The 13,325-nt window shown below is 58.4% G+C and carries 13 protein-coding genes; 4 read left to right on the forward strand and 9 right to left on the reverse strand.

Annotated features, from left to right (window positions below):
• Positions 1 to 17: 17 nt before the first annotated feature.
• The 3 genes from LC417_RS14620 to trmB form a co-directional block, all read right to left on the reverse strand.
• On the reverse strand, positions 18 to 734 hold the full coding sequence (locus LC417_RS14620; RefSeq protein ID WP_010248885.1) for a DUF2884 domain-containing protein: 717 nt from the start codon (positions 732 to 734) through the stop codon (positions 18 to 20).
• Between the two features lie 65 nt (positions 735 to 799).
• Positions 800 to 1,126 carry a YggL family protein gene (locus tag LC417_RS14625; protein WP_003853403.1) on the reverse strand — a complete coding sequence of 109 codons (327 nt, stop codon included), beginning with the start codon at positions 1,124 to 1,126 and terminating at the stop codon, positions 800 to 802.
• Positions 1,126 to 1,845, reverse strand: a complete 720-nt coding sequence (gene trmB / locus LC417_RS14630) for a tRNA (guanosine(46)-N7)-methyltransferase TrmB (RefSeq protein WP_010248887.1) — start codon at positions 1,843 to 1,845, stop codon at positions 1,126 to 1,128. The genes LC417_RS14625 and trmB overlap by 1 nt, the downstream gene beginning before the upstream one ends.
• Positions 1,846 to 1,999: 154 nt before the next feature.
• On the opposite strand from trmB, the gene mutY reads away from it, so the two are divergent.
• Genes mutY through mltC form a run of 3 tightly spaced genes read left to right on the forward strand, consistent with a single transcriptional unit; the run spans position 2,000 to position 4,491 of the window.
• Positions 2,000 to 3,085, forward strand: coding sequence for an A/G-specific adenine glycosylase (mutY, locus tag LC417_RS14635; protein WP_045139639.1), 1,086 nt, complete (start codon positions 2,000 to 2,002; stop codon positions 3,083 to 3,085).
• Positions 3,085 to 3,357, forward strand: a complete 273-nt coding sequence (locus LC417_RS14640) for an oxidative damage protection protein (RefSeq protein ID WP_003853409.1) — start codon at positions 3,085 to 3,087, stop codon at positions 3,355 to 3,357. The genes mutY and LC417_RS14640 overlap by 1 nt, the downstream gene beginning before the upstream one ends.
• Before the next feature lie 54 nt (positions 3,358 to 3,411).
• Positions 3,412 to 4,491 (forward strand): membrane-bound lytic murein transglycosylase MltC, encoded by a 1,080-nt coding sequence (gene mltC / locus LC417_RS14645; RefSeq protein ID WP_010248892.1) that lies wholly within the window; start codon positions 3,412 to 3,414, stop codon positions 4,489 to 4,491.
• 897 nt (positions 4,492 to 5,388) lie between these two features.
• Here the strand turns inward: mltC and LC417_RS14650 are convergent.
• A complete protein-coding gene (locus LC417_RS14650) occupies positions 5,389 to 7,542 on the reverse strand; it encodes an ornithine decarboxylase (RefSeq protein ID WP_187485077.1) in 2,154 nt (717 codons plus the stop codon).
• A 565-nt stretch (positions 7,543 to 8,107) separates the two neighbouring features.
• Here LC417_RS14650 and LC417_RS14655 point away from each other — a divergent pair.
• The gene (locus tag LC417_RS14655) at positions 8,108 to 9,091 is read left to right on the forward strand and encodes an MDR family oxidoreductase (protein ID WP_050679660.1); all 984 of its coding nucleotides are present in this window, start codon (positions 8,108 to 8,110) and stop codon (positions 9,089 to 9,091) included.
• 27 nt (positions 9,092 to 9,118) lie between these two features.
• Here the strand turns inward: LC417_RS14655 and LC417_RS14660 are convergent, their stop codons facing one another.
• The 5 genes from LC417_RS14660 to LC417_RS14680 form a co-directional block, all read right to left on the reverse strand.
• Positions 9,119 to 9,616 (reverse strand): CinA family protein, encoded by a 498-nt coding sequence (locus LC417_RS14660; protein WP_010671076.1) that lies wholly within the window; start codon positions 9,614 to 9,616, stop codon positions 9,119 to 9,121.
• A 91-nt stretch (positions 9,617 to 9,707) separates the two neighbouring features.
• Positions 9,708 to 10,484 (reverse strand): heme ABC transporter ATP-binding protein, encoded by a 777-nt coding sequence (locus LC417_RS14665; RefSeq protein ID WP_223566074.1) that lies wholly within the window; start codon positions 10,482 to 10,484, stop codon positions 9,708 to 9,710.
• Positions 10,484 to 11,482 (reverse strand): iron ABC transporter permease, encoded by a 999-nt coding sequence (locus LC417_RS14670; protein WP_010671078.1) that lies wholly within the window; start codon positions 11,480 to 11,482, stop codon positions 10,484 to 10,486. The genes LC417_RS14665 and LC417_RS14670 overlap by 1 nt, the downstream gene beginning before the upstream one ends.
• Positions 11,475 to 12,296 carry a hemin ABC transporter substrate-binding protein gene (locus tag LC417_RS14675; protein ID WP_223566075.1) on the reverse strand — a complete coding sequence of 274 codons (822 nt, stop codon included), beginning with the start codon at positions 12,294 to 12,296 and terminating at the stop codon, positions 11,475 to 11,477. The genes LC417_RS14670 and LC417_RS14675 overlap by 8 nt, the downstream gene beginning before the upstream one ends.
• Positions 12,293 to 13,324, reverse strand: coding sequence for a hemin-degrading factor (locus LC417_RS14680; RefSeq protein WP_010248907.1), 1,032 nt, complete (start codon positions 13,322 to 13,324; stop codon positions 12,293 to 12,295). The genes LC417_RS14675 and LC417_RS14680 overlap by 4 nt, the downstream gene beginning before the upstream one ends.
• Position 13,325: the final 1 nt, after the last annotated feature.

Raw genomic sequence — 13,325 nt, forward strand, 5'->3', positions numbered from 1 at the left:
CAGGCTGAGGCGTTGACCTATTTTTTCAGTGCGCCGGTAAGCTGTTTACGCTGATCTTCCAGCGAAATAACGCGATTACACACCTCGTGACCGAAGTTCTGGAAATCCTGCTCCTGCTTGCTCCACTCAGCCTGAATCGACTGCTGCAAACCGCCCAGATTACCCATAATCGCCTGCAGCGGATTACTGCCGCCGCTGCCCTGCTTACTGCCCATCTCGTTCAGGCTATCCTGCATCACGCCGCCCAGCGTCGACTGCACCAGCCTTTCACCTTCGGCGCGAACCTGATCAATCGCCTGATGGTGGAACGTCAGCCCATCTTCACGGTGTTCAATGATGCGGTTCATCTGCTGTTTCAGCTGACCATTCAGCGTGGTCAGGCGATTACGCACGTTGCTGTCGGTGCCCAGTTTTTCAACGATGACCTGATCCAGTGCCGCACGCCCTTTCTCCAGACGTGATGTCGCCCCGCTGTCGATCCACGGCAGATCGCGACGCAGCGCGTTCTGATAGTCGATCGCTTTCTGGCGTCCGGCCGTATCGAGCGTGACCTTCTGTCCATTGAACTGCACGTCGCCCTGCGGCGAGATTTCCATATTGCCGTTGGCACCGACCACCTGCACGCTCTGCGGCTTAATCACCACATCGTCCTGCGGCTTAACGCTGCATTCATAGGCTGCCTGAGCCTGGGTTGCTGCCACCAGTAGCACAGCAAGAAGCGCTTTACGCATCATATCTACTCCCTAAGATCGGGTCTGAAACCCTTTGATCGGGCCTCAGCCCGACACTGTGTGACGACTTAGTCCCACCAGACGTCAAAGAGTTCAGTCATCTGAACGTCCTGCAGCTTGCGATCTTCCAGCCATTTGCGGACCAAAGCACGATGCTCATCGGTGCATTTGCCGGTTTTCTGCAGGCAAACCAGACCTTCCCACACCAGGTAACCGCTGCCATCGAAGGCCAGGCCGTTAGGGTCGATCGCTTCATTGATGAACTGGTTCAGCGTCTCATCAATTTCGCTTTCGCTGGTGCCTTCCGGGAAGCGCCAGGCAACCGAGAAGCCCAGTTCCTGGAACTCATCGATGTGCAGTTTTTTACGTAAACGGCGGCTGCGTTGTGTGGCCATTATTTCACCCTCTCAAACATTAAATCCCATACGCCGTGGCCTAAACGCTGCCCGCGCTGCTCAAACTTGGTCAGTGGACGCGTCTCAGGACGCGGCACATAATTCTGTTGTTCTGACTGGTTGCGGTAACCATCGATGCTGTTCATCACTTCCAGCATATGCTCCGCGTAGGCTTCCCAGTCGGTCGCCATGTGGAAAACGCCGCCCAGCTTCAGTTTACGCATCACCAGCTCGGCAAAAGGCACCTGGACGATACGGCGTTTATTGTGACGCGCTTTATGCCACGGATCGGGGAAGAAGAGCTGAACCATGCGCAGCGAGTTATCCGGAATCATCTTCTCCAGCACTTCCACCGCGTCATGGCACATCACCCGAAGGTTCTGCACATCGGCTTCTTTGGCGGCGGCCAGACAGGCACCCACGCCCGGCGCATGCACTTCAATACCCAGGAAGTTCTGATGCGGCGTGTTCTGCGCCATCGTTACCAGCGAAGCGCCCATGCCAAAGCCAATTTCCAGCGTCACCGGGGCTTCGCGGCCAAACAGCGCGGGCAGATCGACAGGCTCCGGCTGATATTCCACCCCCATGACCGGCCACAGGGTGTCCAGCGCCTGCTGCTGGCCTTTGGTTAAGCGGCCCTGGCGGCGCACAAAGCTGCGGATCCGGCGTAATGGCCGCCCGTTCTCATCAAATTCTGGGGTGATGACGTCATTAATCATGTAAAAGCCTGCTGGTTAGCCTGTTCCGGGAAACGGGCATTATGCAAAGTTCATAAGCAGAAGCAAGCCTTTGCAATCTTCCGGTTTACACCCAGGTGCGCATGTGCTGGAATTCCTGCCTGAGTGTAGAGTAAACACGGAAAATTTCCTTCTTATGATGCAAGCGCCGCAGTTCGCGCAACAGGTGCTGGACTGGTATCAGCGCTTTGGTCGCAAAACCCTGCCGTGGCAGCTGGAGAAAACGCCTTACAAGGTGTGGCTCTCCGAAGTGATGCTACAGCAAACCCAGGTTGCCACGGTTATTCCCTATTTTGAACGCTTTATGGCGCGCTTCCCCACGGTCATCGATCTGGCTGCGGCTCCGCTGGATGAGGTCTTACATCTCTGGACCGGCCTCGGCTACTACGCCCGTGCGCGTAATCTGCATAAAGCCGCAAAGCAGATTGTCGAGGTTCATCAGGGCGAGTTCCCGCGTAATTTCGATGATGTCTCTGCCCTGCCCGGCGTAGGCCGCTCCACGGCGGGCGCGATCCTGTCGCTGTCACTGGGGCAGCATTTCCCGATTCTGGATGGCAACGTCAAGCGCGTGCTGGCCCGTTGCTATGCCGTCAGCGGCTGGCCGGGTAAGAAAGAGGTCGAAAAGCGGCTCTGGCAGATCAGCGAAGAGGTCACACCCGCCGAGGGCGTCAGCCAGTTTAATCAGGCGATGATGGATCTGGGTGCTATCGTCTGTACCCGATCAAAGCCAAAGTGCGAAATCTGCCCGCTGAACAGCGGTTGTGAGGCGTATGCCAGCAGCAGCTGGGCAAGCTATCCCGGTAAGAAGCCTAAGCAGGTGCTGCCAGAGCGCAGCGGCTGGTTCCTGATGATGCAGGATGGTGATGATGTCTGGCTGGAGCAGCGCCCGCCTGTGGGCTTGTGGGGCGGCCTGTTCTGCTTCCCGCAGTTCACAACGGAAGCGGCGATGACCGACTGGCTGGCGGCCCGCGGCATCCATGCAAAACCGCAGCAGCTTACTGCGTTCCGTCACACCTTCAGCCATTTCCATCTCGATATCGTGCCAATGTGGCTGACGTGGCCTTCTGTCGGGGCGGCGATGGATGAAGCAGGCGGTCTCTGGTATAACTTAGCGCTGCCACCATCTGTGGGATTAGCCGCACCCGTTGAGCGCCTGTTACACGAGCTGCGCCATCCCCGACAACTGGCTTTGAACAGTTGTGAGATTAATGAGGAAGAATAATGAGCCGCACTATTTTTTGTACTTTTTTACAGCGCGACGCGGAAGGACAGGATTTTCAGCTCTACCCGGGCGATCTGGGTAAGCGCATTTACAACGACATTTCTAAAGAAGCCTGGCAGAAGTGGATGGCGAAACAGACCATGTTGATCAACGAGAAGAAGCTCAACATGATGAATCCCGAAGATCGTAAAGTGCTGGAGAAGGAGATGATCAATTTCCTGTTCGAAGGTAAAGACGTTCATATCGAAGGCTATACACCGCCAGAAGCGTAAACATTCCGGGCCTCATCGCTGAGGCCGGTTATCCAGGTCAGGCTTGCACTCCCAATGAATAAAAAATTAATCGCCCTGCTGGTGATAGCACCACTTTTGGTTTCCTGTTCCGGGTCAAAGAAACAGCAGTCCCACGAGGAGTGGGTAAAAGATACCAACGCCTTTGATATTCTTATGGGGCAGTTTGCTCATAATATTGAGAATATCTGGGGTATCAATGAGGTCCTGATCGCCGGACCCAAAGATTACGTCAAATATAGCGACAACTATTACACCCGCAGCCACATTAACTTTGAAAGCGGTAAGCTGACCATCGAGACGATTTCTGGCACCGATCCTATGGCCAGCCTGCGTCAGGCAATCGTGACCACCCTGTTGATTGGCGAAGATCCGGGTAATGTCGATCTCTACTCTGACGCCAACGATATTGAAATCAGTAAAGAGCCGCTGCTGTATGGGCAGGTGCTGGATAATACCGGTCAGCCGATTCGCTGGCAGGGTCGCGCGGAAGCCTTTGCTGACTATCTGATTCAGAATAAATTGCAGCGCCGCACCTCGGGTCTGCATGTGATTTACACCATTTCGATTCCGATGGTGCCGAACCACCTGGATAAGCGTGCGCACAAATACCTGCCGATGGTGCGTAAAGCCGCCGATCAGTATGGTGTCGATGCCTCGTTGATTCTGGCGATTATGCAGACCGAGTCGAGCTTTAACCCCTACGCCGTGAGCCATTCTGATGCGCTGGGTCTGATGCAGGTGGTGCAGCATACTGCCGGTGTTGACGTGTTCCGCATGAAGGGTAAATGGGGCAAGCCGAGCCGCAGCTATCTGCTGGATCCGGAGAACAATATTGATGCGGGTACCGCTTATCTGTCGCTGTTGCAGCGTAGCTATCTGGGCGGCATTCAGGATCCGGTGTCACGTCGTTATGCGGTGATCACCGCCTATAACGGCGGCGCAGGCAGCGTGCTGCGCGTCTTCTCCAGCGATAAAGATCGGGCGTTTTCGATGATTAACGGCATGTCACCGAGCAAAGTTTATTCGACCCTGGCGAACCAGCATCCGTCGGCGGAATCGCGTCGTTATCTTTATAAGGTGAGTACCGCGCAGAAGAGTTATCGGGGATTCTGATTGGCTCAGCGCTAAAGCCGGGGGGAGTGTTCGCTGCGCGAACGGGCTTGGGTGCAGCGCCTGAAGCTGGGATTGTTCGCTGCGCGAACAGGCTATGAGAAGGTTTCGTTCGCTTAGCCGCGGGTATGCACTGAGCGGGTTCCGCCCGCCAGGCGGTCAGGAGTTTCAGATCGCCCGAGCAGGCGGACGTATTAAGGGGCGGACGCCCGCCCCTTAATAATCCCGGCGTCCGGCTGCCTGCGCGCCCCGCTGTGCGGGGTACCTTCGTCACGCCCTGCAGCCGACGGCCCGTCCGGACTCGCCATCCCTGGCTCGTGCCGTCCTTTCGCCGACGTCCTGTCGGCTCATCCTGGCCTCCGGTTGTTCCTCAGCGCTTCGGACGCCTCTCCCAAACCCCCGCCTGTAATTATCTTTTCATTTCGCTGTTGCCGTGCTGTCTGATGGTCTGATAGCGAAGACCATCCCGGAAACTTACAGCGACAGCGAACCTGCCATAAAAAAGCAGAGATAACAGCGAGGGGGGTAAGGAGGCCGTCAGAACCGCTGAGCGGATGAGGGATTTCAGGACGAGCGACAGGGATGTCGCGAAGAGGCGGGTTCGCGCCATGGATGGCGCGTCCCGCCGGTCCGTGAGAAATCCTGAAGTAGCGAAGGGACCGCGAAGCGGCGGTGAAGCAGGCCGGAGCCCGGGGTCAAGGGGGCGCGGCGACTGGCGCCCCCTTGTCGGTCGCCTGCAGAGGCGAATCTGAAACTGCCCGGCTTACCAGGCGAACGAAAATCTCTCATAGCCCGTTCGCGCAGCGAACCCAGGGCCTGCCAGGCGAAACCTTCTCAGCCCCGTTCGCGCAGCGAACAAAAAGGCAGGCGGGCCGCTACCCGCCTCTGCCCACGCTCAGATCAGCGCCCCACTATCATATTGGCCACCAGATACTTCCGTCCCTGGTCATCCTCTTCGGTGTAAACGCCCTGCAGCTCTGGTGAGAAGCCAGGCAGCAGATTAAGCCCCTCTTCCAGCGCCAGGAAGTAACGCTGCACCGCGCCGCCCCAGACTTCCCCTGGTACTACGCACAGCACACCCGGTGGATAAGGCAGTGCACCTTCTGCGGCAACCCGGCCTTGCGCTTCGGCTATCGGCACCAGCTCCACTTCGCCGCGAATATAAGCCTGATGCGCATCCTGCGGATTCACCCTGACCGGCGGGAACTCCGCGGCGCGGAACATCAGGCGCTGCAGATCCTTGACGTTGTGACTGACGTAAAGGTCGTGCATCTCCTGACAGAGGCGACGCAGGGTATATCCGGCATAGCGTTCGGCATTTTTGCGATAAATGGTCGGCAGCACTTCGGCCAGCGGCGCATCCTCTTTGACGTGCTGCTCGAACTGCGCCAGCATCGCCACCAGATTCACCATCTTCTCCGGACTCTCTGCCGGGGTCAGCAGGAACAGGATTGAGTTGAGATCGCACTTCTCCGGCACAATGCCGTTTTCGCGCAGATAGTTCGCCAGAATGGTCGCCGGAATCCCGAAATCACTATACTCACCGCTGGCCGCATCAATCCCCGGCGTGGTCAGCAGCAGCTTGCAGGGATCCACCCGATACTGATCGCGCGCATAACCCGCGAAACCGTGCCACTTCGCCTGCGGTTCAAAGCTGAAGTAGCGCAGATCGCGGGCGATCGTCTCAGTGGGCGCATCCTGCCAGCGCTGACCATCTACCGTCTCCGGCACAAACGGCAGGATCATCTCACAGCGATCCAGGATCGCTTTACGCGCCTCAATACCCAGCGTGACGCACTCATCCCACATACGACGCCCCGCTTCCCCCTGATGCATTCTGGCGTTGATATCCAGCGCGGCAAACAGCGGATAAAACGGACTGGTGGATGCGTGCAGCATAAAAGCGTTATTCAGTCGCTTATGCGGGCAGAAGCGGCGCTGTCCGCGAATATGATTATCTTTTTTATGGATCTGCGAAGTCTGCGAAAAACCTGCCAGCTGCTTATGCACTGACTGCGTGACAAAAATGCCGGGATCGTTCTCATTCAGTTGCAGGGTCAGCGGCGAACAGCCTTCCATCAGTGGAATGAACTGCTCATAGCCGAGCCACGCGGAATCAAACAGGATGTAATCACACAGATGGCCGATGCGATCCACTACCTGGCGCGCGTTGTAGACCGTGCCGTCGTAGGTGCCCAGCTGGATGATCGCCAGACGGAAAGGCCGCTCTTCAGCCGCGCGCTGCGGAGCCACGGCCGCGATCTGCTCGCGCAGATAAGCCTCATCAAAACAGTGCGCGTCAATGCCGCCAATAAAGCCGAAAGGATTGCGCGTCGCTTCAAGATAAACCGGGGTCGCGCCCGCCTGAATCAGCGCGCCATGATGGTTCGACTTGTGATTGTTGCGGTCGAACAGCACCAGATCGCCACGCGTCAGCAGCGCATTGGTCACCACTTTGTTGGCACTTGAGGTGCCGTTGAGCACAAAGTAGGTTTTATCGGCGTTAAACACCTTTGCCGCATACTTCTGCGCATCTTTAGCCGAGCCTTCGTGGATCAGCAGATCGCCCAGTTTGACATCGGCATTGCACATATCAGAGCGGAAAACATTCTCGCCGTAGAAGTCATAAAACTGTTTGCCCGCCGGATGCTTTTTAAAGAACGCACCGCCCTGATGTCCGGGACAGGCAAAGGTGCTGTTCTGCATATCGACATAGCGGGTCAGCGTTTCGAAGAAAGGGGGCAGCAGCGCCGCTTCATACGCCTGCGCAGCCGCTTCCAGCGCGATCCACTCCTGCGGATCGCCATTCAGCTCACCGCTGACGCCGGGCAGGTGCATCACCTCTTCTTCAAACGCGTTAGCGACAAATACCGGCAAATTAAAGCCGGTATGACGCAGCAGCGCCAGCACGCCGCTACGGGTATCCGCCAGCGAGACGACAACCGCCGCCACATCGGTGAAGTCGGTGTTATCCAGCGTCACCACGTCTCGCGCAGTGTTCAGGGTCAGACTGGGCGCCACAGCGGCGCTGGCAGCAATTTTCAGTGGAGTCATAACAGAATCCCTAACGTCAGGGAGGAAGTGCCAGAGGCACAATTATGGGGACAGTGCCCCGGCGAATACTTAACAGTCAGAAGGCGTTACGCAGCCCGTGGAGAGCAGATCCATAGCCGCTGCCTGGCTGGCCTCACCGCATGGTGAATAACGGAGATATCGGAAAAGAGGATAACCCGGTGAGCGCCGGAAAAAGCGAACGGTAATCCGGGCGGATGCGCGGTGAACCGGACATGGCGACGTCCTCTGTGGCAAAGAAGCAGGGTCAAAAAGTGGCGGTCATAATGTCATCTTTTTCAGGCATGGACAACCCGAACCAGGTAATTATTCAGTCACCCTCTTCGCATGTAACAACATGATTTTTATAGTCTATTTATCATAAAAAATTCACAATACGACTAATTATCTGAATTATATGCAGATTTATGCACTTAACTCACTGCCGCTTTCAGCCTGTTTTTTCGCTCGTGTCGTCTTCATTGCCGGGAGACGGGGCCATTGCCCTACCGCATTGCATCTGCCAGGCGTAAACTGATCTTCTCTTTCCCACTCTGCCGGAGGCTGCATGTTCAAGGCACTGGTCATTGAAAATGACGAACAAGGTTACCGTTCCCTGCTGAAAGATCTCCCCGAATCTCAACTGCCTGACCACGATGTCACGCTCGACGTCAGCTACTCATCCCTGAACTACAAAGATGCCCTGGCTATCTGTAACAAAGGCCCGATTGTGCGCCACTTCCCGATGGTGCCAGGTATCGATTTTGTTGGCCGGGTGACGGCCAGCCGCCATCCTGACTGGAAAGAGGATGATGTGGCGCTGCTGACGGGCTGGGGCGTGGGCGAAAAACAGTGGGGCGGCCTGGCACAGAAAGCCAGCGTCAGTGGCGACTGGCTGGTGCGCCCGCCCGCCACGCTGAGTCCGCTGCAAACCATGGCAATCGGTACAGCGGGACTGACCGCAATGCTCTGCGTGATGGCGCTGGAAAAACAGGGCATCACACCTGAACAGGGGCCGGTACTGGTAACCGGTGCCAGTGGCGGCGTCGGCAGCTATAGCGTCAGCCTGCTGGCGCGTCTGGGTTATCAGGTGATCGCTTCCAGCGGGCGCACCAGCGACCATGCCTATCTGATTGATACGCTGGGCGCGGCATCGGTCATTGACCGTGAAGAACTCTCCCAACCCGGCAAGCCACTGGCAAAAGAGCGCTGGGCCGCCGCGATAGACAGCGTCGGCAGTCACACCCTGGCGAATGTGCTGGCCGCCACCCAGCGGGACGGCGCGGTTGCCGCCTGTGGTATGGCGCAGGGACTCGACCTGCCAGCCAGCGTCGCACCCTTTATTTTGCGTGGCGTTACGCTGGCCGGTGTCGATAGCGTGATGTGTCCGAAGCCGCTTCGTCAGCAGGCGTGGCAACGACTCGGTGAGCTGATGGATAGCGAACGGCTCAGTAAGCTGAGCCGGGTGATCCCGCTAAGTGAAGCCAGAGAGGGTGCGCAGGCATTGCTGGATGGCAAAGTGCAGGGTCGTCTGATTGTCGACTGTCGCTAATCCTGTTTAAAGGCGCGTTTCGCGCCTTTAACGATCGGCTCGCTGCAGCCGTTTTATGAGTCCTTCCAGCGCGAACTGTGTCCCCTGCTCCATCACCGATTTCGGATCGCCGCTGAACTGATGGCACTCCGCTTCGTCTCTGCCGTCGGGCAATACCCAGCCAAACCAGATGGTGCCCGCCGGTGTACCATCTTCGCCGCCATCCGGTCCGGCATAGCCGGTAATGGATAATCCCACCGGTTCGCCGGAGCGGGCGCAGGCGCCCTGCACCATCTCCCGCGCCGTCTGTTCGCTCACCGCCGTGTGCTGTTTCAGCGTGTCAGGGCGCACCCCCAGCAGACGGATTTTGGCATTTTCGCTGTAGGTCACAAAGCCGCTGGTATAAAAATCTCCGCTGTTTTCCACCGCGGCCAGCGTCATGCTGATCAGCCCGGCGGTACAGGATTCGGCGGTCGCCAGATGAAGTCCGGAAGAGAGTAAAATATTACCCAGTTGCTCAGCGGTCTGATCTAATGATTTTGCCATTATGGTCTCCTTGAATCTGTCCGGAACTCCAGGTATAGCGCAAAATCAGCGAATAAAACCGCGCAAGGCGATGTTTTTAAAGCGAAACGGTCTAAATACGCAGCTGGATATGCGGCTGTCCACTCCCGGTATGCGCCACTACCTGCAGATCGGCCTGGTACCAGCGCGTCAGCGTCGCTTCCGTCATCACCGTCTGCGGCGAGCCTTGTGCCACCAGTCGGCCTGCGTGCAGCAGCAGTATGCGATCGGCCCATAATGAAGCCTGATTAAGGTCATGTAACACGGTACAGACGGTGAGATCTCCGGCGCGCGTCAGCTGGCGTAATAAACGCAGGGTTTGCTGTTGCCAGAAGAGATCCAGCGCCGAAGTCGGCTCATCCAGAAACAGCCAGCCGCGTGGTCTTCCCTCATGCCAGAGCTGTGCCAGCACCCGCGCCAGCTGCACCCGTTGTTGTTCACCGCCAGAGAGCTGGCGGTAATCGCGCTGCGCCAGCCCTTCACAACCGGTCAGCCGCATGACCTCAGCCACAATCTGCGACGTCTGCGCCTCCGGCCAGGGCGCACGGCCCATCGCCACGACCGACTGCGCAGACTGTGCAAAGGTCAGGTTGTTCTGCTGGCGCATCACTGCCCGGCGTCGTGCCAGCTGCTCACGCGGCCATGCCGTCAGCCGTCGATCGCCCAGCCAGCACTCACCCCGATCGGGCGACAGAAATCCCGTCAGCATCCGCAGTAGCGTCGATTTACCCGCGCCGTTGGGGCCAATCAGCGCCACCAGCTCGCCACCTGACAGCGTAACATCGAGATTATCGATAACGGTTTTGCCGCCGTGCGCGAGACACAATCCCCTGGCCTGTAAAATGTCCATCACTCCAGCCCTCGCTGTTGACGCAGAATCAGCCAGAGAAACCACGGACCACCAATCAGGCTGGTCAGCAGCCCCACCGGCATCTCGGCCGGAACCACCAGAGTGCGCGCCAGCGTATCGGCCAGCAGCAGCAGAATCGCCCCCGCCAGCGCTGAGCCGGGCAGCAGCCAGCGGTGATCGCCGCCAAGGCAAAAACGCATCACGTGTGGCACCACCAGTCCGACGAAGCCGATCACGCCGCTGACCGAGACCGCCGTACCGACCAGCAACGCACTGAGGATCAGCAACTGATGCTGAGTACGCTTCACATCAACTCCCATGTAGTGCGCATCCTCTTCACCCGCCTGCAGCAGGTTAAGGTGGCGGGCACGGGTCTGTAACAGCAGCAAGGCTGGCAGAATCAGCAGCAGGCAGATCAGCAGTGCGGGCCACTGTGCCTGGCTGAGGCTTCCCATGCCCCACAGCGACAGCTGGCGCAGCTGCTGGTCGTTGCTCAGCCATGACAGCACGCCTACCGCCGCCCCGCACAACGCATTAATCGCAATGCCGACCAGCAACAGCCGCGAAAGATTGCCGCGCGCCAGCCGACTGAAACTGAAGATCAGCAGTGTAACCAGCAGACTGCCGATAAACGCGGCGATCATCGGTAGCCACAATGCCAGCGGTGCCGGCAACGCCAGCGGAATAATGATTGCCAGCGCCACCGCCAGTCCCGCCCCGCTGCTGATCCCCAGCAGACCGGGATCGGCCAGTGGGTTACGAAAAACACCCTGCATCACTGCGCCAGAGACTGCCAGCGCCATGCCCATCACCACCGCCAGCAGCACGCGCGGCAGACGGATATCCAGCCAGATCTGCCAGATAAGATCGCTGAGCGGTGCCTGCCACAGCGCCCGCACTGAAAGCGACATCGCCCCCAGATTTGCCGCCAGCACCATCGCCACCAGCAGGAAGATCAGCATCAGCACCAGGCCACGCAGCGCATTATCCTTAATCATGGTTCAGCGATTCCGCCGCCTGACGCAATTTCACGATTGCCCGCGGCGTATCAAGACCAAACCCCAGCAGTGCCATGGTGTCGATCACCAGCAGACGATGCTGCTGTCCGGCAGGCGTCAGCGCCAGACCCGGTAACTGCCACAGCTGCGCTTCGCCGCCCAGGGTTTTCAGGCCATCCTCGCCTATTACCACCAGATCCGGCGCGGCGGCGATCACCCCTTCCTGCGACAGTGCCTGATAGTGCGGCACCGAGCCCATAGCATTCTCCAGCCCGGCGCTGCGAATGGCGCCATCGGCCGCAGTCTGATTTCCCGCCGCCATCGACTTCATGCCGCTGTTCGCCATGATGTAGAGCACTTTTACCGGCAGCAGTTGCTGCGGCAACTGGCGAATCTGCTGCGTCATTTGCTGCGCCAGTGCCTGAGCTTCGCTTTCACGCTGCAGCGCCTGGCCCACAGTGATAATTTTCTGCGGAATCGCCTGCAGGCTGCTGTCGCCGCTGACCGTGACCACCCTGACGCCCGCGCGGGCAATCTGTTGCAGCACCAGCGACGGTTGCGCCTGCGCGCTGGCGATCACCAGCGTCGGTTTCAGTGCCAGAATGCCTTCGGCGTTGAGCTGGCGCATATAACCCACGTCCGGCAGTCGGGCGGCCTGCGCCGGACGCAGACTGGTGCTATCGCGCGCCACCAGCTGTGACTGGGCATCCAGCGCATAGATAATCTGAGTGACGTCACCACCAATCGACACCACCCGCTCCGCCGCCAGTGATGGCAGCGTGATCAGCAGCCATAACAGCATCGCTCTTTTCATGCCGCCGCTCCCGGCGTGCGGAGTGCGCCAATCTGCTCGCGCCAGCGTGACTGCTCTGGCGTACCTTCCGTGCGCTGACCGTAGAGCTGGGCTATCTGCGTGCCGTCGGCGGCGAACAGTTCCAGGCTGGTAACAAAGCCATCGCCCGTTGGCTTTCGTGTTACCCAGCTTTCGCTGATCTGATCAGCCATCAGATGCAGCGTGAACTGCGGATTGAAGATGTTGAGCCAGTTTTCCACTGGCTGCAGCTTCTCTACCCTGCCGGTGAAAATCTGAGTACAGCCACGGTTGCCGACAAAAATCATAATTTCATTGCCCGCCTGCTGTGCCATCTGTAGCAGGCGCTCAAGCGCGTCGTTGCCGGTCTGCCAGGCGAGATCCTCACCCACCGCGCGAAACGCCTGCGGCCGTGACACCTGGTGGCGCTTCAGCAACGCGAAAAACTGATGAACATCGGTCATGGCGCGCCATTCACGGTCGATGGCGGTGGCATCAATCGCCTCCGTCAGGGGAGCAGCGGCAACCGGCTCAACCACGAGCGGCGTCGCCGCGGCGTCGGTAAAGTCGGCGATCAGCGTCTGCCACGCTGCCATGCTGGTCTGCTCCGTGGCGTAAACTTTCAGTACCGCATCGCCATGACGATCAAAAATCTGAATGCTGTGACGAACGCCCTGCCCGGTCGGCTCCTGCAGAGCAAAGGCGCTGCACCACTGACCGACGAACAGGCGCAGATCGAGCGCACGGGGATTAAGCACCAGGCCACCATGCGCGCCAATCTGTACATTGTGGTATTCACCCAGATGTTCATGTACCGCATAAGCGTTACGGGTAATGTTTTTGGTTTCGCCGACTGCGCCCAGTGCCTTCAGCAACGCCGGAAAATCGCGTTTCAGCGCCACGGCATCAACGCCGATGCGCGCTTCACACAATTCCGCTTCGCTGATGCCGATCAGCGCGGCCAGGTCGCGGGCATATTTCTTCGGTTGTTCACCTTTAAGGACAAGATAGTGCTGATAAATCGGGTTCATG

Source organism: Pantoea sp. OVA07A (genome assembly GCF_019969975.1).
Lineage (GTDB): Bacteria > Pseudomonadota > Gammaproteobacteria > Enterobacterales > Enterobacteriaceae > Pantoea > Pantoea agglomerans.